The 17,885-nt window shown below is 71.3% G+C and carries 22 protein-coding genes; 3 read left to right on the forward strand and 19 right to left on the reverse strand.

Going from position 1 to position 17,885, the window contains the following annotated elements:
- On the reverse strand, nucleotides 1–1,795 hold a 1,795-nt coding region (mobF, locus tag B082_RS38315), incomplete at its 3' end, for a MobF family relaxase (protein ID WP_026250259.1).
- 350 nt (nucleotides 1,796–2,145) lie between these two features.
- Here mobF and B082_RS0127335 point away from each other — a divergent pair.
- The 3 genes from B082_RS0127335 (at nucleotide 2,146) to B082_RS0127345 (ending at nucleotide 5,011) form a co-directional block, all read left to right on the forward strand.
- Complete coding sequence (locus tag B082_RS0127335; RefSeq protein ID WP_018554984.1) at nucleotides 2,146–2,451, forward strand: hypothetical protein; 306 nt, start codon at nucleotides 2,146–2,148, stop codon at nucleotides 2,449–2,451.
- A gap of 111 nt (nucleotides 2,452–2,562) precedes the next feature.
- The gene (locus B082_RS0127340; RefSeq protein ID WP_018554985.1) at nucleotides 2,563–4,059 is read left to right on the forward strand and encodes a ParB/RepB/Spo0J family partition protein; all 1,497 of its coding nucleotides are present in this window, start codon (nucleotides 2,563–2,565) and stop codon (nucleotides 4,057–4,059) included.
- 43 nt (nucleotides 4,060–4,102) lie between these two features.
- Nucleotides 4,103–5,011 carry a ParA family protein gene (locus B082_RS0127345; protein ID WP_018554986.1) on the forward strand — a complete coding sequence of 303 codons (909 nt, stop codon included), beginning with the start codon at nucleotides 4,103–4,105 and terminating at the stop codon, nucleotides 5,009–5,011.
- 110 nt (nucleotides 5,012–5,121) lie between these two features.
- Here B082_RS0127345 and B082_RS0127350 read toward each other — a convergent pair whose 3' ends face one another.
- From B082_RS0127350 to B082_RS40080, 18 genes are all read right to left on the reverse strand, one after another.
- Nucleotides 5,122–5,646 carry a hypothetical protein gene (locus B082_RS0127350; protein ID WP_018554987.1) on the reverse strand — a complete coding sequence of 175 codons (525 nt, stop codon included), beginning with the start codon at nucleotides 5,644–5,646 and terminating at the stop codon, nucleotides 5,122–5,124.
- A complete protein-coding gene (locus B082_RS0127355) occupies nucleotides 5,643–6,332 on the reverse strand; it encodes a hypothetical protein (protein WP_018554988.1) in 690 nt (229 codons plus the stop codon). Before B082_RS0127355 ends, B082_RS0127350 begins: the two co-directional genes overlap by 4 nt.
- Nucleotides 6,329–6,787 (reverse strand): NUDIX domain-containing protein, encoded by a 459-nt coding sequence (locus B082_RS0127360; RefSeq protein WP_018554989.1) that lies wholly within the window; start codon nucleotides 6,785–6,787, stop codon nucleotides 6,329–6,331. Before B082_RS0127360 ends, B082_RS0127355 begins: the two co-directional genes overlap by 4 nt.
- Before the next feature lie 22 nt (nucleotides 6,788–6,809).
- Nucleotides 6,810–6,989 (reverse strand): hypothetical protein, encoded by a 180-nt coding sequence (locus tag B082_RS0127365; protein WP_018554990.1) that lies wholly within the window; start codon nucleotides 6,987–6,989, stop codon nucleotides 6,810–6,812.
- Nucleotides 6,989–7,471 (reverse strand): hypothetical protein, encoded by a 483-nt coding sequence (locus tag B082_RS0127370; protein WP_018554991.1) that lies wholly within the window; start codon nucleotides 7,469–7,471, stop codon nucleotides 6,989–6,991. The genes B082_RS0127365 and B082_RS0127370 overlap by 1 nt, the downstream gene beginning before the upstream one ends.
- A complete protein-coding gene (locus B082_RS0127375; protein WP_018554992.1) occupies nucleotides 7,471–7,677 on the reverse strand; it encodes a hypothetical protein in 207 nt (68 codons plus the stop codon). The genes B082_RS0127370 and B082_RS0127375 overlap by 1 nt, the downstream gene beginning before the upstream one ends.
- A gap of 23 nt (nucleotides 7,678–7,700) precedes the next feature.
- Nucleotides 7,701–7,985, reverse strand: coding sequence for a hypothetical protein (locus B082_RS0127380; protein ID WP_018554993.1), 285 nt, complete (start codon nucleotides 7,983–7,985; stop codon nucleotides 7,701–7,703).
- Nucleotides 7,982–8,422, reverse strand: coding sequence for a hypothetical protein (locus B082_RS0127385; RefSeq protein ID WP_026250261.1), 441 nt, complete (start codon nucleotides 8,420–8,422; stop codon nucleotides 7,982–7,984). The genes B082_RS0127380 and B082_RS0127385 overlap by 4 nt, the downstream gene beginning before the upstream one ends.
- Nucleotides 8,419–9,096: a GGDEF domain-containing protein gene (locus B082_RS0127390; RefSeq protein ID WP_018554995.1), complete on the reverse strand. Its 678-nt coding sequence runs from the start codon at nucleotides 9,094–9,096 to the stop codon at nucleotides 8,419–8,421. The genes B082_RS0127385 and B082_RS0127390 overlap by 4 nt, the downstream gene beginning before the upstream one ends.
- An 88-nt stretch (nucleotides 9,097–9,184) precedes the next feature.
- Nucleotides 9,185–9,460: a hypothetical protein gene (locus B082_RS36805; protein ID WP_018554996.1), complete on the reverse strand. Its 276-nt coding sequence runs from the start codon at nucleotides 9,458–9,460 to the stop codon at nucleotides 9,185–9,187.
- Between the two features lie 88 nt (nucleotides 9,461–9,548).
- Nucleotides 9,549–10,394 (reverse strand): hypothetical protein, encoded by an 846-nt coding sequence (locus B082_RS0127400; protein WP_018554997.1) that lies wholly within the window; start codon nucleotides 10,392–10,394, stop codon nucleotides 9,549–9,551.
- A gap of 92 nt (nucleotides 10,395–10,486) precedes the next feature.
- A complete protein-coding gene (locus B082_RS0127405; protein WP_018554998.1) occupies nucleotides 10,487–11,473 on the reverse strand; it encodes an ATP-binding protein in 987 nt (328 codons plus the stop codon).
- Nucleotides 11,470–11,820, reverse strand: coding sequence for a hypothetical protein (locus B082_RS39590; protein ID WP_018554999.1), 351 nt, complete (start codon nucleotides 11,818–11,820; stop codon nucleotides 11,470–11,472). Before B082_RS39590 ends, B082_RS0127405 begins: the two co-directional genes overlap by 4 nt.
- A complete protein-coding gene (locus B082_RS0127415) occupies nucleotides 11,817–12,326 on the reverse strand; it encodes a hypothetical protein (protein WP_018555000.1) in 510 nt (169 codons plus the stop codon). Before B082_RS0127415 ends, B082_RS39590 begins: the two co-directional genes overlap by 4 nt.
- 117 nt (nucleotides 12,327–12,443) lie before the next feature.
- On the reverse strand, nucleotides 12,444–12,908 hold the full coding sequence (locus tag B082_RS0127420) for an RRQRL motif-containing zinc-binding protein (RefSeq protein WP_018555001.1): 465 nt from the start codon (nucleotides 12,906–12,908) through the stop codon (nucleotides 12,444–12,446).
- A gap of 352 nt (nucleotides 12,909–13,260) precedes the next feature.
- The gene (locus tag B082_RS0127425) at nucleotides 13,261–15,594 is read right to left on the reverse strand and encodes a hypothetical protein (RefSeq protein ID WP_018555002.1); all 2,334 of its coding nucleotides are present in this window, start codon (nucleotides 15,592–15,594) and stop codon (nucleotides 13,261–13,263) included.
- A 107-nt stretch (nucleotides 15,595–15,701) separates the two neighbouring features.
- Nucleotides 15,702–16,082, reverse strand: a complete 381-nt coding sequence (locus tag B082_RS0127430) for a hypothetical protein (RefSeq protein WP_018555003.1) — start codon at nucleotides 16,080–16,082, stop codon at nucleotides 15,702–15,704.
- A gap of 21 nt (nucleotides 16,083–16,103) precedes the next feature.
- Nucleotides 16,104–17,885: hypothetical protein (locus tag B082_RS40080; RefSeq protein ID WP_018555004.1), on the reverse strand; the 1,782-nt coding region annotated here is incomplete at its 5' end.

The following is a 17,885-nucleotide window of genomic DNA, read 5'->3' on the forward strand; positions in this document are numbered from 1 at the left end:
CGTCCGCATCGTTGGCCGGCTGCTTCGGCTGCGCTCCCTCCGCGATGAGGCGGCCGCGGGCTTCGGATGCCTGCGTGAAGGCGGCCAGCCGGGCGAGGTTCTTCGGTGTGTACAGCCACGTCGCGGGATCGGTCGTACGGCCCTCCAGGTACTCCTCGGGCATCGCGGCCTGCTGATGAGCGTGGACGGCTGCGGCCTGCTGCGCCGGGGTGAGAGCGGCGCCCCGGTCCGGGTGGTCGACGGCGTGCGGCGCCGCCTGGTCGTGGTCGTCAGCGCGTGCGGCCGGCGCTTCGCCTCGCGTGGCGGAGAGGATCCGCGCGTCGCGGATCGCGTTCTGCAGGGCGAGGCTCGCGACCCGGGCCCGCTCGTACCGGGACGACTCCCGCGGCGGCTTCCCGTCGATCCCGGCGACCCACCACCGGTGCGGCCAGGCGAAGTCCGCGGTGTAGGTGATCTGGTCCGGGGCCGGGGCCCGGCGGCCGCGCACGGGGACGGTGAGCTGACGGGCGTGCCGGGACAGGGCCGCGTCCGCGATGTAGTCGTCCAGGCCGCGCGTGAAGCCACGGCCGCGCAGCGTCTCCAGCAGGTGCCGGCGCGCTTCGGCCAGGACGTGGCGGCGGGCGAAGGCGCGGCGCACCGTGAAAACGACCGCGGCGACGTCGACGGCGGCGAGCGCGGTGTCCACCACCGGCCTCACCCGGGCCCGGATTGCTTTCCCCGCGGCCTGGCACCGCTCCAGCAGACCGTCGACCATCTCCTTGCCGAAGCGCAGGATCGCGGACGCCCGCCACCACGCGCGCAGCTGCTCCAGTGGCTTCGGGGTCTTCTTCGCCCGGCGAGTGTCCTGCGCCGCCCACCACCCCAGTCCGTGGCGGGCGCGTTCGTCGGGCAGCCTCTTGTGCTTCTTGACGTACTTGTCGGTGATGCGCTCCAGCACCGGCGCCATCTCCTCGCGGCGGGTGGCCGACCAGTCGATGAGGTCCTGGTCGACGCCGGCCACCTCCATCACGGGGCGCAGGCCCGGCGTCACCTCCCGGGGCACGGTCGCCAGCCCCAGCTCCTCGCACACCTCGGTTGTCATCGTGAGGGTGTAGAGCGTCCCGGCCGAAACGGCGTTCTGGAAGAGGCGGCGGGTGTCGAGCGCGCCCCAGGTCCCGTCCGGGCGCTGCGCCCGGTTGAGGATCAGGCAGTGGTCGTGAAGCAGCGGGAAACCGTCCCGGTTGTCGAAGTGTCGCCACCGCGACACCACCAGGGCCGACGCCTTCGCGCGCATACGGCCAGACGACCACCGGGTCTGGGCGACCTCATCCTCCAGCCACCGCAGCACCGTCTCGATGGCCCGCTCGTGCGCCCGCTCGATGACACGCCGGGTGCGGTCATCGCCCAGCGCCCACAGCACGACTAGGGACGCCTGCGGCCGGAACACGAAGTCCAGGGCGAACAGCGGGGTCGCCTTGCGCCGCTCGATCTCTTCGACCGGCTGCCCCAGCACGGTAGCCAACCGGGCCGTCTCCGGGTCGGCCCCGTCGTCCAGGAGCTCGCGCTCGATCCGGTCGGCGTCCGGGTGCCGACCCTGCCCGAAGACCAGCTCCATCTGCCGCTCGGTCACCTCCTGCCCGGAGGCCAGCCCGAGCGCGGCCACACCGCGCCCCATCCACACCCCGGGCGGAAGCCCGGCCATCTCCTGGGCGTCCTTCAACGCCTGACCGGCCGGACGACGGCCATCCCCGAAGGCGACACCACGTACGTAGTAGCGCCAGGAATTCCGCTTCTGAACCTTCGCGACACTCAGCATCCCCGCAGCGAACACGGCTCTGACCTGCGAAGAAAGACCGATCCCGTGAGGCGGGAGAGTTCACCGGAACTTCACCGCCGATCCCGCCGGACGGGCGCCCGCGACAACGCCGTGCCCGCCAGGCGAACGCCCGCGAGGCCAGGCAAATGCTGCGCGACCACCAGTCCCACACGCCTCAAAAACGCCAACTAACCGACTCCAGCGGTATCCAGCGCACCTTCACGTACCGCTCCCCCGGACGACGACCAAGGACGTCCCACCCCGCATTCGTCACCACCGACTCCACACCCGAGCGAGACACCCACCGCCCCCGGCGCCGCCGGGGGCTTCGTGCTTCCTGGAGGACCGACGTGCCGACCTACGAAGCGCTGCCCCGCTTCACCACCGACCTGGACCGCCTCACCCCAGAACAGCGCCGCCGATTCCGTCAGACCGTGGCCGCCTTCGTCGAGGACCTGCGTGCCGGAGGACGATTCCGCGCCGGCCTCCGCGTCAAGCGAGTCCAGCGAGCACCGGGCATCTACGAGCTCACCTGGTCCATGGGCACCGGCCCCGCAGGACGCGCCACCTGGCAGTACGGGCCCGCGCTGCGCCCCGGCACACCGCACGTCATCTGGCGTCGCATCGGCACCCACGACATCCTCACCGGTCCCTGACCCGGGTCTCCCGGCTACTTTCACGCGGGAAACCGCGACGGTCCGGCTGAGGCCGGGGACGTCTGGCCGCTAGGGTTCGGTCCGACAGGTTGCACCACCCCGGAGGACACGATGACGACGCCGCTGCCTCGGCCGAAGCGTAAGAAGAAGGGCGAGGGCGGCGGTAGCGGCACTCTGCGAGCCGACCGCGAAAAGGCCGGCCTCACGGGCAGCCAGGACATCCATGCCCTGCCTCCCGAGGACGGCGAGCTCCTGGAGCTCGATCCGGAGACCATCTCGCCCAACCCGATGAACATGCGCCTTGAACTGCGCGACATGGACTCGATGATCGCGGACGTAGGCGAGCGCGGTATCCACACGCCGGGCATCGTGATGCACACCAAGGTCTTCATGGAGTGCTACCCGCAGTGGGCGTCCAGGGTGAAGCACCCCGACCGGACCTTCATCCTCGGGCCTGGCCACCGGCGGCACGCGGCTGCGCTCGCGACGGGGCGCGTCATGCCTGCGGTCCTTCGCGATGATCTGGCCCGGGACCGTCGCGTCGAGGAAGAACTGGTCTCCGAGAACAACAGCCGCGCCGGTCTGTCGCCGATCGAGCAGGCCCTGGCGATCGACCTGCTGCGCCAGCGTGTCCACGAGGACGAGGACCGGGCCCTCAGCTTCGACGAGGTCGTCGAGCGGGCCGGATACACCGCAGGGACGGTGTCGAAGTACCTCGCGCTCCTCAAGCTCCCCGAAGAAGTCCAGCAGGCGATTCACGTCGGGGACCTGTCGATGCGCGCCGGCTACTCGCTCTCGCTCCTCAAAGACGCCGACGGAAAGAAGGAGTCCCCGGAGGCACACGCTCTCCAGCTGCGCGGCTGGCAGCTGATGCGAGACGAGAAGCTGTCCGTGGAGGCGGCCAAGAACCGGATGGCCTTGGAGGGGCAGCAGCAGTTTCACGCGGGAAAGTCGCCCGCCGCCCCGGTGGCCGTGCCGGAGCCGCGAGAGGAAAGCACCACCCAGGCCGGGGAGGAGCAGGTCCCTTCTGGTGAGGCGCCGAAGCAGGTGACGGCCCCCAGCGAAGGCGGTGAGGCGGCGCCGGGCGAGACCGCTGCCGCACCGGCCGCCGTCGCGGTCATCGAGACGACCGACGACTCCGCGCCCGCCGCTCCCCCGGCCCCGGCTGTCGATCCCGAGGTGCTCCGCAAGGCTGCGGCGGACCAGAGGGATCTCGCGTGCCGACTGCTGCTCGCTGAGGAGCGGTACGCCAAGGGAGCGGAGTCGAACACCCGACTCGTCACCGTGGTGCTCAACCCGAACGAGTGGAAGCAGGCTGCGGCCAAGGCTCACGGGTGGCTCGTAGAGCTCAAGAAGGGGCCGTCCAGCAAGAAGCGGCCCACCGACTACTTCGCGGCCGTCGCCGCGTCCGAGGACTCCGGCCTGATGCAGCGCGCTGCCTTCGCCATCGGCCTGGCCGCCGACGAAGTGCGGGCCGCTCAGCCGGACCGGGAGTGGGACGCTCGCGACGTCGCACACGTCCAGTTCCTCGCCACCAGCCGCGCCTCGTACCAGCTCAGCGAGTGGGAGCAGCAGCAGGTGGAGCTACTTTCACGCGGGAAACAGTGACCGCCCGCCCCCGACAGGATGGCTCAGCCTCCACGGAGACCAGATGACCAGCACACTCGCGAAGACCAGGGCGCAGAACGTCAGGCGCGCCTACAAGGTGTTCATCTTCGCCCTCAAGGCCGGCGGCACGGCCAAGACGTCCACCACCACGGCCCTCGCCGTACAGCTGGGCTTGCGCGGCTACCGCGTCCTCGTCATCGACCTGGACCCGCAGTGCAACGCCACCCGGGTGCTGGGACGTCGTGTGTTCAAGCCGGGGCAGAAGAGCCTCACCGATGTGATGGCGGACAAGGCGCAGCTCAAGGACATCATCGTCCAGGCCCGGTACCGCACCGACCCGGACGGCGACGGCGACGACTCGTTCACCGAGATCCCGAACGTCTGGATCGCTCCCGGCGACCTCGATCACCCGGACATCGACGACGCTGAGCGGATCCTCAACGCTGAGGACGGGAACGTCTTCTGGCTCAAGGACGGCTTGGACGACCTGGCGGAGGAGTTCGACGTCGACGTCGTCCTCATCGACCCGCCGGCCACGTACGGACGCCTGACGGTCACGGCCCTGGTGCTCTTGGACGAAGAGACCGAGGGCGCGGTGATCCCGCCGGTGCTGTGCACCTACAAGGAGGCCGACGCACTGGTCCGGCTGGAGAAGAAGCTCAAGGAGATCAGCGAGCGCCGCATGTACCAGCGGCGGGGGATCAGGCCACAGATGAAGTACGTGATGGCCTGTGCCGCTCCCACGGCCTCGTTCGGGACCGAGGAGCACTGGGAGACGTTCAACGAGCTCAAGGAGGAGTACGGCGACATACTGCTGCCGCCAGTGCACTGGTCCGGCGTCGCCACCAAGATCTACCGCAACGAGTGCGCGGTTCCGATCCTGTCGCCGAACTCCCGGCCGTCTCAGGACTACGCGAAGGTCGCCACGGCGCTGGGCTTTCCCCAACGCTGACAGCTACTTTCCCGCGTGAAAGTACCGGCCGGCTCGGCCCCGGAAACGCAAAAAGGCCCGTGCCCCCTGCGACGTTCGCAGGGGGCACGGGCCTTCGTGGTGCCGGGCAGTCAGGCCGCCCAGACGGCGGGCGCACCGTCTTCGTCGGGGTTGGGGATCCCGGCGGCGGTCACCGCGGCCGCCGGGTGTCGTAGGGCGGTGACCGGTACGGCGCCGGGCTCGGTGGGCGGTACCCAGACCAGACGCCACTGGTCGTCCCACGCGCAACCACAGGGGTGGGCAGGGTGCGGGTGGTGCAGGACCGCGGCGTGCGTGTGAACGGCGCGGGGGATCCGTGGGATGACGTCGCCGTGGTCGGCGTGCGGGTAGGTGTGAAACTCCCGCCAGTTGTAGATCTTGGCCATGTAGGCGGCTGCGGCCTCGATGACATGACCCCAGTGGTGGTGCCCGAGCGCGATGAATCCGACAGGCGGTTCGTCCTCTGCTCCGTAGCCGGTGATGGTGATGCCGTTGTGGGTGATGAACCCGAGTCGGTTCGGGTCTCCGTGATCCGGTGTCCAGAGGTGTTCGACGGGGTGCATGGTCCCGTCGTCGCCCTCGCTGGTCTCGATCTCGTACAGGGCCGGGGCGGTCACGCGCTCACCCCCGCGACGGCCGCGTCCAGGAGCGCGACGGCGTCGGCCTCGTAGGGGTCGGCGAACAGCTGGTGGTCGCTGACGTCGAACGGCCCGAACCTCGCGGAGACGCGGAAGCCGGGCACGAGGGTGGTCTCGCGTCCGTCCAGTGCGGCGGTGATCCGGTCGTAGTCGCGCTGGGCGTGCCGGGTCTGGGTGTACGGACCCAGGCGCAGCAGGGTGTAGCCGTCGAGGCTGTCGTCGCGCTTGCGGGCCTCGATGTAGAGGGCGTAGTGCGCGAGCTCCATGCCGACGTCGTCGGGCAGGGGGAGGTTCGCGGCGGCGTGGGTGAGTATCGCGTAGCCGTGCTGCCAGAAGCCGAGGATCGCCCTGGTCTCGCAGCGGAGCCAGCCGCGTTCGGTGTAGCCGAGTCGGCGGCCGTGGAGGTAGCCCGCGGCGTGCGGGGTGTCGGGGTGGACCAGGGCGACGGCGATCAGGTCGGGGCCGTGGTCGTCGCCGGGCCGGGTGTGCGCGCGCTCGATGAACGGGCCGACGCGCACGGCGATGTCCCGGGCGCTGCCGGGCGTCCAGGGCTGCGGGTTGCGGACGGCGGTGAGCATCGCGCGGACCTGGTCGACGACGGCCTGGTCCTCGGGGGAGATGGCACCGGGGGCAGTTCCGCAGCGGCGGAAGGTGGGGCGCTTCATCGGGTGGGCTCCTGTTCGGGGGTGCGGGTGGCCGTCGGCGGGGCCTGGCTCAGGGCCGCGCGGAGGATGTCGGCGTGGTCGAACGCGAGTCGTTGCGGCAGGGCGTCCAGCGGCCACCAGCGGGCGGTGCGGGCGTCGTCCCCGGCGACGATCTGGGTGCCGGCGGGGACGACGGCGAGGTAGGCGTCAGTGCTGTACCTGCCGCGCGGGTCGCGGCCCGGCTGATTCCAGGTGCCGATCTCGCGCAGCTGGTCGGGGTCGACACGGACCCCGGTCTCCTCCAGGAGCTCCCGGGCGGCCGCCATGCGGCTGGTCTCGCCCTCGTCTTGGTGGCCACCCGGCAAAGCCCAGGCGCCCTCGAACGGCTCCCAGTCGCGCTCGATCAGCAGGACGTTGCCGTCGGGAGTCAGGGCGACCACGTCGGCGGTGTAGCGGGTGGTCTCGGTCTCGGTCATGTGCACCTCTCAGCGGAGTGGATCAGTGGGTGGTGGTGTCGGTGACCACGAGGAACTGGTCGGTGCGCAGGTCCATCACGACGTGCGCCTGCGTGCCCTGAGCGCGCTGGGCAGCGGCGTACTCTTCGGCCGGCCAGGAGCCGCGGGGGCCTCCGGCGGGGAAGCGCTCCAGGACGGTGCGGGCGGGCGCGGCGGTGGTCATCACGCGTCACCGCCGTGCACGCGCTCGTGGACGTCGATCAGGTGGGTGATGGCGTCGGGGTTGTCGGCCAGGCCGACCCACTGCCCGTCGGCGGTGAAGACGGGCACCTTGTCGGTGTCGGCGTCGAAGATCACGACGTAGTCGGCGTACCTGTCGAGCACCATCTCCCCCAGGACTGGGATGAGCGCGGTGTCGAGGACCTCCAGGACGTCCACGGTGAGCCGGGCGGGCTCGCCGGGCGTCGGCAGCTGGAGCATCGTGCCGGTGACGCGCAGCAGGTCGCCGGGCTGTATGCCGTGCAGCAGCTCGTGGACGATCCCGGCGGCCGCGCTGGTGCAGGAGACGACCGTGTCGGGGGCGTCGTCGGGGAGGGTGTCCGCGTCGGCGGGCCGGACGGTCAGGTCGAAGTCGGCGGTGCCACCGGGGCCGGGGGCGGGGATCGCGTCGACCCAGCCTTCGACGGTGCAGTTCTTGGTGTCCATCAGCTGGCCTCCGCCAGGGTCTGGGTGGGGCGCGGGGTGCGGGGTCGGGTCGTGCGCTGCGCGAGCACCAGGAGCTCGGCGTTGCGCCTCTGCTCCGCGGGCGTGAGGGGCCGGGCCTTCGCGCCGCCGTGGCGGTGCCAGAGCGGGGAGGCCGGCGGCTCGGGGTAGGCGAGAGCGTGGTCGACGTCGCGGTCGGTGCTGCTCATGGGGACCTCCGAGGGGGAGGGGTTCAGGCGTGGTTGGCGCGCTTGGTGCTCTTGGGCTGGGTGTCGGAGGCGAACCGGCCCTCACGGCGGGCTTCAACGGGGTTCGCGGCGATCCAGTCCTCAGCGCACGCCTTGTGGACGGGCTCCCCAGCGTGGGAGCGCATCGGCGTGGGCTTCTCGCACAGCGCGCAGGGGCGGTCCTGCCAGCGGTCGTAGTGCTGGCTGTCGCGCCATTCGAGGAGCGCGCCGGGAGCCGGGACCAGGCCCGGCTCGAACGGCTGCTTCTTCTTAGTTCGGGCGCTGGTCACGGCCGGAAGTCGGGCAGCTGCTGGAACACGCGCTCCAGCAGGTCCGGCGACGGCTTCCACGGGACGACCTGACCGCGTGCGGGGACGGGCAGGGGGAGCTCCTGGACGTCCTGGAGCACGAGGTGCCAGGCCCCGGAGTGCGCCCACTCGGAGCAGAGCGGCGCTCCCTCGAGGTCCTGGTGGCAGTCGGTGATCCGGGCGACGCCGACGACCGCGCCGGCGACCAGTTCGCGGTCGCGGATCGTGCGGCCGATCAGCGGGATCCGCAGGGCGGGCCGGTCGATGGTCTTGCTCGTGTGCAGCAGCACCCAGCCGGTCCGCCACCGGTTGGGCCGGTTCTCCACGTCCTTGGCACCGGCGAGGATGCAGGCCGCGTACGGCTGCCGGATGCTGATGCCGCGGATCCAGTCACCCTCGGGCAGGATCACGGCGCTCATGCGGCCCGCCCCCACACCGCCGTGCCCGGACGTCCGGCCCGGCGCCCGTTGATGGACGCCACCGTGCGGTGCTGCGCCGTCGCGAGGACGGCCCGGCCGGAGTGCTTGCCGTCGTACAGGGCTGCGTCGGCGGCCCTCTGCAACGCAGTCAGGTCGCGGGAGCCGACCGAGGCCGGGGCCGCGGCGCCGACCGAGGCCGCGACGTCGACGGAGCGGCCGTCGTCCAGGACGACCGGGGTGTGCAGCATCCGCACCAGCTGCTCCAGGCGCTGTGCGCGGCGGCCGGCGTCCAGCTCCAGGACCACGGCGAACTCATCGCCTCCGAGCCTGCCGATCGCTGCGCGCGGGCCCGCCCACGCGGTGAGCCGGGCGCCGATCGCGGCGAGGACGGCGTCCCCGGCGTCGTGGCCCATGCCGTCATTGATCTGCTTGAAGTGGTCCGCGTCGACCATGACCACCGTCACCTTGTCGCCGTGGCGGGCCAGGAGCCGGCGGGCGCGGGCCGTGTAGGAGTCGCGGCGCAACAGGCCGGTCAGCGGGTCCTTCTCCTTGGCGGCGATCTGCTTGAGCAGCACGGTCGCGTGGACGGCCCAGCCGGTCAGCGGGACGGCTGCGGCGGTGATCAGGAGGGTGCGTGGGCCAAAGCGGCCCGTGGTGTGCAGGACGGAGTCCATACTGGTGTCTCCCTCTCGTCTCGTACGGGATGGGGAACCCGGGGCAGGCGACGGTTTCGACGCCTATGGCGCCTGCCTCGGGGCGAATTCACATCAGGCTGTTGGGGTTGACCCACGCCTCGGTGGTGGCCTTGTGCCAGTCCAGGACCCAGTCGGAGCGCAGGCCGTGTGCGGCCCATCCGTCGCTGGAGTCGTCGGGGGCCGGGCGGCCGGCGGACACGTGCTGCATGGCCCGGTCGTAGGCGTTGTGGGCGGCGGCCAGGGCCTCGCTCTCTCCAGCGGCGCAGCCGATGAAGACGTGAAGCCCTCGCCGTTCCTGGTCCGTGGCGTGGTGTATCGGGACGTCAACCTCGTACCGGCGCATGACGTCCAACTCCTTCCGTGCTTGGGGGACCACCGCGACCGCCCCGGCCTCCGTCGTGCGGAGAGGCCGGGGCGGCACGGAGCGTCCGTCAGGCGCGGTAGACGGGCGGGCGGACTCCGGCCCGGAGCTCGCGGATGATCGAGCAGGGGCCCTTGGTGGCGCAGTACGCGTCGTCGGTGTCCGGAAGGGCGTTGCCCGTGGTGCCCCACATCTCGCGGGCGGCCGCGTTCACGGCGCGCAGCATCTCGCCGCCGTTGGGGCGGCAGGCGCTGTTGGTGTCGCCGACGCCGTGCCGGTGGGCGCTGATGAGGTGCTGGCGGGCCTGGCGGGCAGCCCAGCGTCGGCTGTCGGGGCCGGTGTTCTCGTGGACGTGTCCGCAGTCGTGGAAGGTGTCCATGTGGCAGCCGGTGCAGTGGTAGGTGACCAGCTTCTGCGGCTCGCTGTCGGGCAACCACTTGCCTTCGAACTCGAAGACGACGACCTCCGCACCCGGGATCTCGGTGTGCGCGAAGCCGGTGACCAGGCCGACGCCGTCCGCGATCCCGCCGCGCGCAGCCACGTTCCAGAAGGTGCGGGGGAGGAAGTCGTCCCAGCCCTTGCCGTGGGGCCACTGGGCGTACATGACGCCCTGGGAGGCGTCGAAGGTCGCGGTGCCGTCGGCGTTGTCGCGCTTGTACTGCTCGATCTGCGCGATCGACCCGAAGTAGGTCGCGCTGAACTCCTCGGACTCCAGGAAGATCAGGCCGTAGCCCTCGGGACGGGTGTCGTGGCCGTTGTCCTTGAGGATCCCGACCATGTCCTCGTAGCCGGGGTTCCCGGGGGCGATGGTGCCGACCAGCGGCAGCCGGTACCGGTCGCAGCTGGTGACGTGGGCCGGGTTGGTGTCGCTGACGTGGTGCGCGGTGCCGTACGTGTTCGTGATCGTGATGCTCATGGCGGGGTGTCCTTCCCGGGGTAACAGCGGGCGCCCGGCGTGGCCGGGCCGTGGCAGGTTCGGGGTGTTCGACGAAGCGCCGGCGGCACGGCTCACTCGCGGACCGCGTCCGCGTACTGCGCCTCGAGGTCGGCGCGGCCGTCGAGATCGTCGTCCATGCTGCGGGCGTGGTCGTCGGCCTCCTGGTCGACGCCGTCGCCGCCATGGATGGTGCAGACGATGTCCGGGTCGTTGTCCATGGCGCCGGTCAGCGCCTTGTGCAGGTCGGTGACCGAGTAGGCCGGCGCCCACGCCTGCCCGTCGCACTCCGGATCCGCGGGGCAGGGCAGCAGGACGTCGAAGCCGAAGTCGCCCTCGCCGTCGACGTCGTCGCGGAAGGCGAGGGTGAGGTGCTGCTGCCCGAGGCGGATCTCCGCGACGCGGTCCCGGCCGGTCACCAGGTCCGAGCCCGGCCGCCAGCACCACAGCGGCAGGATCTCCGGGCCGAAGAAGCGGCGGGCCAGCAGCAGATCGCCCACGCCCTCGCTGCCGTCGCGCCCGAGGTCGGCCTCCCGGACCTGCGAGAGCCGCTCCAGGAACGGCTCCAGGCGGTACAGGGCGTCGGCGAAGACGACCGCGTTGAAGCCTTCCGCCTTGAGCTGCGGGTGCGAGTGGACCATGGCCTTGTGCTGCCGGTGGACTGTGTCGTCGGGGACGGTCCGGTTGGCGGGCCGCGGGCTCTGGCGCAAGATACACACGGAGGCCGGGGTGGTGACCATGACCGCGATGGCGGGCATGTTGTGCCGCTTGGCGGCGGCGATCAACGGCTCCCTCGCTGCCCTGGAGACGTTCGTGGCGTCGATGACGGTGAAGCGGCGTCGGGCCATCCGGCGCTCCAGGAGCAGGTGCAGGACGTCGACGGCGTCGCCGGTCGCGTCCTGGTCGCCGGCGTCGTCGCTCACCGCTTCGCGCAGCGCGTCCAGGGACAGGACCTGGGAGGCGGGCCAGGTGGCGGCCAGCGTCGACTTGCCCGCGCCGGATGCCCCGATGAGGACTACGAGGCAGCTTTCCGGCAGCTCCGGATAGGCCAGCGAGGTCATTCGAGCTCTCCTTGCGGGTGGAGGGCGCGGGCAGCCCAGTTCATGCGCTGCCCGGCGTTGTCGGTGAGCAGGGCGGCGGCCTCGTGTAGGTAGCAGGAGGCGTCGCCGTCGCGGTCGGGTTCGATCTGTTCCGCCCGGCGGGCGGCGGTGGAGACCAGCTGCGCGAGCGCGGGGAAGAGGCCGCCGGGGACGTCGATGTCCTCCTGGAGCTCGCGCAGGATCGTGGCGAGCTCGCGGGCGTCGACGTCGTCGGCGCTCAGGTCGTCCTCGATCTGCTGGAGGGCGAGCTGGGCGATGCCGAGGGAGCCGCGCACACGGTCCAGGCGGGTCCGCGAGCGGCCGGTCACCGCGTGGTCGCCTTGGTGGTGGCGATCAGCGCGGCGATGGTCTCCCAGCCGTGATGCCAGGCACCGTCCAACTGGAACGCCCCGTTGATACCGAAGTCGGCGAGCCTGTAGAAGCCGCCCTTGCCGGTCTTGGTGGCGATCTTCTCCAGCAGGCTCTTGCCGGGCACCCTGCGGTCCGCGGCGTAGTGGGTGCCGAAGGAGACGGCGAGCGCGGCCCCGGCGGCGGCCGGGTGGACCCGGATGCCGAGCGCGCGGGCTCCGGCCCCGGCCACGAGCGCCTGCGTGGCCGTATAGGTCAGGCAGTGGTGCAGGCACGCCGAACGGCCGCCGGCCGTGCCGTGGGTGGTCTCCTGTCCGGTGGCCGGGTCCGTGAAGGTGACCGGGTGGTCGTCGGAGGCGCCCTTCACCCGGGCGCAGAAGTCGTTCTGGATCCAGAAGTCGCCGATCGCGCTCCCGGCGCGGGTCAGTCCGAGCAGGGCGGCGAAGACGGCGGGGCGATGCGTCATGCTGGGTTTCTCCTGATCTCGATGGGTGAGGGAGCGGGCGGCCGGCCTTTGCCGGTGCTGCGGCCGCCCGGGTTGTGCGGGCCCCGTCCCGGCCTGTTCGGTCGGGGCGGGGCCGGTTCACGCGGCCAGCCGGTGAACGGCCGGGGCCGGGAGGGTCATGAGGCTGCTGGGGTGCGTGGGCGTTCCGTCGAAGCACTCCAAGCAGCAGCCGAGTTTCTTCGAGAGGCAGATGTAGAACCGCCTCCTGCACTGGCCACAGGTCTGTCTGGCTGCCATCGCCCGATCGAGGGCCCACTCCTGGGCGAGCGTCGGCGTGCGCTTGGGCTTCGCCAGGTCGACCCGGAGTAGGAAGCCGCGGGTGGGATGACGGCAGGACCACTGCGGGCGGGTCGCGCACAGCCTGCACCGCAGGATCGCGACCGGGCCCTCGTTGTCGCCGGGGCTGAGCTGCATCTCCCGTAACTTCCGTCTGGTCACGAGCCCTTCAGGCACCGTGCCGCGGTCAAACTCCGGCAGTGCCGCGTCACTGCGCAGCACCCGGGTCACCTCGCGGCGGCGGCGCCGCGTTCGGCGGCGCGGCATCACCGGCTCCAGGTGCCGGGGAGCCGGGCGGGGCGCTGCGGGTAGCGGGGACCGGGGCGCTGCGGGCGGGGGCGGCCGATGCGGCGGCGCGGGCGGGGGATGAGCACGGGGTGTCCTCCAACAGGGTTGATGGCGGGCAGTGCTGCGCCCCGTCGGCGGAGGAATCCGTCGCGGGGCGGAAGGGGTGAGGCGTGCGGCCGGGCGGCCTGTCCGGTCCTCGCCGGCCCCCAAGGCGGGGTGGGCGAGGGCCAGGCAGAGCGTCAGGTCAGGGGCGGGTGCCGCGAGGGTGTGGGGCAGCGCGGGCGGGAACGGCGCGCCCCCGGTGTGGGGGCGCGCCGTGGTGGGGCAGCGGTCAGGCGGCCTCTTCGCCGGTGTCTTCCGGCCGGGGGCCCAGGGCCACCTTCGAGGTCTTGCCTTCCTTGATCCGGTGGATCTTCCCGGCCTTTTCCAGCTTGTTCAGGACGTTCGCGAAGGTCGACTCCGCGACCCCGCAGGCGGCCTGCAGCTGGCCCCGCTCCACGTAGTCGATGTCGTCGGGGTCGATGTCGTCGCCCTGGTCGAGCATGTCGACGTACATGGGGTCGGACTCGTCGCGGAGGGCGGCCAGGACCTTCTCCTCCGAGGTGAGCTCCTTGGGCTTGGGGAGGTTGACCCCGGGGAAAGACATGCCGGCCTCGCCGGTGCCGCCTTCGCCGTCCTTCTCCTCGAAGCCGGGGATGGGCGTCATGGCCAGTTCCTCCATGCGCGCCTGGTCGCCCCACCAGGGCACGTCGACCGGGGCCATGATGTTCTCCGGCCGGATGTGCTCGGTGGCGTCTTCGAGGGTGTCGATGCGCATCATGCCCGCGCGACCGCCCGGGGCCGCGACGTAGCCGAGGCCGAAGGTCCGGCGCGGGTCGGACTCCTCGACGGTCGGGTCGTAGACCAGCGAGTCGTCCTCCTCCACCCACACCGGCGGGATCAGGGAGGGGTCGATCCCGTCGAAGCCGGGGGGAAGGTCCCCCAGGTTCACCTGGTCGCTGTCGGTGCGCAGGATGATCCAGGTTCCGCCGGCGATGAGGTTGGCGCGGATGGCCTGCTCGCCGCCCAGCTGGTCCAGGTTCACGGTCTGGTTGATCAGGACCCAGGGCATGCCCATGGAGCGGGTCAGCGAGGCACCATCCTTGACGATCTTGATGGCCTCCTTGCGGTTCTCTGCTCCCGGGGCCAGCATCTGGGCGGCCTCGTCCAGGATCGTGGCGCAGTACGGGCGCATCGCGGACGGCTCGAAGTTCTTCAGGTCCAGGCGGGCGGCCTCGTCGATCCGGTGCTGGAGGACCCACCAGGACAGCCGCATGGCGCCCAGGGCGCCGTACTTGGTCAGGCCGCTGTAGGCGGCCATCTTCGGGATCGCGGGGTTGCTGGCGCCCTTGGGGTCGCCGTAGATCTGGGCCATCTTGTTGGCGTGGTAGGCCAGGCTGATCATCTGGCCCGTGCCGCCCTTGCCGGAGCCGGTGGTACCGGCGATCACGACGTGCAGGGCGCCCAGCTTCGGGTCGAACAGCTGGAGTTTCGCGGGGAAGCCGCTCACGATCTTCCCGATGTTGACCCAGCCGCCCGGGGTGGCCTGGAGGGAGTCCAGGCCCTGGAATTCGTGGCCGGCCTCCAGCGGGTTGTGGTCCATGATGCGGATGATCGCGCGCCGGGGGTCGCGCCGTCCCGGCTCGTAGGAGACCAGGTCGATGGAGCGGCGCAGCGCTCCGGCCAGCTCCCCGAGGTTGACGACGCGGGGGAGTGCGTCCAGGTCGTCGTCGGCCACGACGCGCGCCACCTGGCCGCCGGTGTTCACGTCCTCGCCGACCTCTTCCAGGTGGGTCTTGGGCAGGACCCGCGCCTGGACGCGCTTCCAGGCGCCCTGGAGGGTGGAGGGGTCCAGCTCCGCGCGCTGGGTGTACCAGACGGTGATGAACGCCTCCCCGGAGTGCGCCCCGTACTTCAGGGTGATGTCGTCGACCGAGCGGCCGAAGAGGCTGGAGACGGCTTCCTTCGATACGTTCACGGAGTCGCCCAGGGCGGCGGTGACCCGGCCCTCCCAGCGGTCCGCGTAGATCACGACGTCGGAGAGGACCTGGTTGCGGTGGCGGCCGTTCTTCGGGTCGCTGATGACGCGCCCCCAGGCCGCGATCATCTTGTCGGCCAGGGACACCGGAGCCGGGGTGCCGGTGTTGGCGGGGGCGGCCTGCCCGGTCGGCTGCGCCTGCTCCACCTCGATCTTCTGCCTGCCGAAGACGCGGCGCAGGCGCCAGCCGGTGAAGACGACCGCGGCCCACCAGCCCAGCGACAGGATCCCGGGAACGGTGGTCGGCTCGAACACACCGGCCATCAGCGCTTCGGATGCCTCGGCTCCGCCCAGCTGGCCCAGGGCCAGGCCCATGCCGGTGGTGATCGTGGAGATCCCCATGGTGTCCCGGTGCGCCCGCGCGATGTCGATCCCGGGGAGCTGGTTGGCCCAGCGGCCCAGGCGGTTCATGTAGTTGGCGCCGGCGAACGTCGCACCGGCGATGAAGCCGGCCCCGGCGTAGGCCGCCGCGTTCGGGTCCAGGTAGGGGGCCAGGATGCCCACCCCGACGGGGAGGACGATCTGGAGCGCCGCGGTGGCTCGCTCCGCAGGCTCCGCGTTCGGCACGGTCTTGGTGATGGTGGACATCGGGGGCTACTCCTGTCTGGGTACGGGGGGTCCGCAAAGGCGCGGCCGGCCCGCAGGGATGCGATCCCCAGGGCCGGCCGCGCCGATGGTGGGTGGTGCGGGTGCTGCTATTCCTGCTCGAACCAGTCGCGGCTGACCTTCTCCAGGTCCGTCACGTCGGAGCGGTCGAAGGCTTCCTGGAACCCGGCGTGGGTGGTGCGGGCCTGGTCGCCTGCTGCCTTCGCGGCCTTCGCGGTGTCGGCCGTCTTCGACGCGTAGATGATCGCGCCGTCCGACACTCCGCGGATGATTTTCGACAGCTCCTGGCACTCCGCCAGGGAGTCGCGGTCCACGCTCTTGGCGCCCAGCGCGTCCGCGTCGGAGGCGGTGTCGTCGGCCAGTTCCTTGATGTTGTCCGCGGCCTTCTTGACGCCCTCCGCGTTGCGGGCCAGGGCCTTTTCCTTGTCCTGCGTCTTACGGACGAGGACCTTGTACGTCAGTTCCGCCATGCTCTTCTGTCCCTCCTGGTGCTACGCGGCGGGCGCGTAGGAGCCCTTGTCGTTGTAGAAGCGGAGTTCGGCAGGCTTCGTCTCGTCGCTGTCGACGACGGCCTTGTACAGCGGCGCGTACCTGGTCGAGATGTTGGTCATGACGACCTTGCACATCTCCGCCGCCCGCTTGGCGCGCTTGGCCAGTTCGGCGGCCTCCGTCGCCTGGGCCTTCGCGGCGTCGGCGAGCCGCGTCAGCTTCGCGGCCAGCTTCTCTCCGCCTTCGACGGCCTTGGCCTGGTCGGCGAGCTCCTGGCAGTCCTTCGCCTCGTCTTCCGCTGCGGCCTCGAGCTGCTTGCACGCGTCGGCCACCTTGATCAGGTGGTTCTCCTTGGCCTCCAGCTTGCGTTCGTACTGCTTGAAGTTGCGGAGCTCCTTGCGGCTGATCGACCCACGGGCACCGTCGGTGCCCAGGGTCAGGGTGTTCGCGTCGATCTCCTTGACCAGGAGGGGCTTCACGTCCGTGCTCACTCCGTCGTCTCCGTTCTCCGGCGGGGCGATGACGATCGTCTGGCCGCTGGGCCCGGTGACCGCCGTTCCCTGCTGCTTCGGGTCGTCCTGCTTGGGTTCGTTCTGCTTCTGGTCCTGCTGCTTCGTCTTGTGGTCGGCGTGCGCCTTGTCCAGGCGGGCGTGCTCCCGGCCGTTCTCCTCCTTCTTGTCCTGGTAGCCGTCCTTGGTGCCCTGCGCGTACGCCTTCACGTGGTCGACCGCGTTACGCACCGCGGAGCCGTCGCCGTGACCGACTTCCCGCGAACGCTGGAGCGGGGTCCGGTCGTCGGTCCCGTTCGAGCTGTAGCCGGCCGCGCCGTTCTTGCCGGAGCTGCCGTTCTTGCCGGAGGAACCGCTCGAACCGGATCCGCCGCCGCTCCCCGAGGAGCCGCCCGAGCCCTGGCCGCTGCCGCCGCCCTTCGTCAGGTCGGCCTTCGCGCCCTTGTCTTTCGAGGTGTCGGAATTACCGCCGGACGAGCCGCCCGAACTCGATCCGCCGCCGTTTCCGGAGGCACCGGCCTTTCCGTCCGTGCCAGCCTTTCCACCGGATCCCGCGTTCCCCGAGGAGCCGTCCTTCCCCTTACCTGCGGAGTCTTTCGGCCCCTTGGGTCCGGTGTCCTTCGGCGAACCTCCGCCACCGTTTGCGCTGGTGCCGCGCCCGCTGCCGGATCCGCCGCTCCCATTCGAGCCGGACGAGCCGCGCCCGCCGCCTCCGGTGGTACCGCCGCTTCCGCCGCGTCCGGTACCCGTGGAGCCCGTGCCGGTGGAATTACGGCCCGAATTTCCGCCGCTGTTTCCGCCGGAATTACGGCCCCCTCCACCGGCCCCTCCGGAACCGTTTCGCGTGGGAAGTCCAGGCGACTTCATGACCGTGGTGGTCCGGGCCTCTTTCACCTGGTGCGCCCCGGCCCTGGCTTTCTCCAGGTCCAGCCGCTTGTTCGCGGTCCCGCCGCCTTTTGCCCAGCGGGTCGCACCCGCCCGGATCAGCGTTTTGAACACACCTTCCTTGTGCCGAGCACCGGCCGCGTCGGATCCGGCCCCGGTCAGGTCCTCCGGGGCCTTGAACTGCTCGCTGGTGACACCCGGGGAGGAGCGGTCCACCACTCCGTCGGGGTCCGCCTTCGCGGCCGGGTCGTCACCCTCGGGCCTGGCCCCGGCGGTCGCGGTGACCGGTCGGGCGGGCTCCACCGCGGCCATCAGGGCGGCCATGATGCCGGTGTCTCCGGTGGGCGCCGGCGCGGTGCTGGCGGCCGGCGCAGCGGGCGGATCGGGGGG

The organism is Streptomyces sp. ATexAB-D23 (assembly GCF_000373645.1).
GTDB lineage: Bacteria > Actinomycetota > Actinomycetes > Streptomycetales > Streptomycetaceae > Streptomyces > Streptomyces castrisilvae.

Excerpts from the sequence above, each read along its gene's own strand:
- B082_RS0127415 (WP_018555000.1), bottom strand. The coding sequence starts at position 12,326 with ATGACGCATCGCCCCGCCGTCTTCGCCGCCCTGCTCGGACTGACCCGC.
- B082_RS0127400 (WP_018554997.1), bottom strand. The coding sequence starts at position 10,394 with ATGAGCATCACGATCACGAACACGTACGGCACCGCGCACCACGTCAGC.
- B082_RS0127355 (WP_018554988.1), bottom strand. The coding sequence starts at position 6,332 with ATGAAGCGCCCCACCTTCCGCCGCTGCGGAACTGCCCCCGGTGCCATC.
- B082_RS0127345 (WP_018554986.1), top strand. The coding sequence starts at position 4,103 with ATGACCAGCACACTCGCGAAGACCAGGGCGCAGAACGTCAGGCGCGCC.
- B082_RS0127390 (WP_018554995.1), bottom strand. The coding sequence starts at position 9,096 with ATGGACTCCGTCCTGCACACCACGGGCCGCTTTGGCCCACGCACCCTC.
- B082_RS0127430 (WP_018555003.1), bottom strand. The coding sequence starts at position 16,082 with ATGGCGGAACTGACGTACAAGGTCCTCGTCCGTAAGACGCAGGACAAG.
- B082_RS0127340 (WP_018554985.1), top strand. The coding sequence starts at position 2,563 with ATGACGACGCCGCTGCCTCGGCCGAAGCGTAAGAAGAAGGGCGAGGGC.
- B082_RS0127405 (WP_018554998.1), bottom strand. The coding sequence starts at position 11,473 with ATGACCTCGCTGGCCTATCCGGAGCTGCCGGAAAGCTGCCTCGTAGTC.
- B082_RS0127370 (WP_018554991.1), bottom strand. The coding sequence starts at position 7,471 with ATGGACACCAAGAACTGCACCGTCGAAGGCTGGGTCGACGCGATCCCC.
- B082_RS0127360 (WP_018554989.1), bottom strand. The coding sequence starts at position 6,787 with ATGACCGAGACCGAGACCACCCGCTACACCGCCGACGTGGTCGCCCTG.
- B082_RS0127425 (WP_018555002.1), bottom strand. The coding sequence starts at position 15,594 with ATGTCCACCATCACCAAGACCGTGCCGAACGCGGAGCCTGCGGAGCGA.
- B082_RS0127385 (WP_026250261.1), bottom strand. The coding sequence starts at position 8,422 with ATGAGCGCCGTGATCCTGCCCGAGGGTGACTGGATCCGCGGCATCAGC.
- B082_RS36805 (WP_018554996.1), bottom strand. The coding sequence starts at position 9,460 with ATGCGCCGGTACGAGGTTGACGTCCCGATACACCACGCCACGGACCAG.
- B082_RS0127375 (WP_018554992.1), bottom strand. The coding sequence starts at position 7,677 with ATGAGCAGCACCGACCGCGACGTCGACCACGCTCTCGCCTACCCCGAG.
- B082_RS0127365 (WP_018554990.1), bottom strand. The coding sequence starts at position 6,989 with ATGACCACCGCCGCGCCCGCCCGCACCGTCCTGGAGCGCTTCCCCGCC.
- B082_RS0127420 (WP_018555001.1), bottom strand. The coding sequence starts at position 12,908 with ATGCCGCGCCGCCGAACGCGGCGCCGCCGCCGCGAGGTGACCCGGGTG.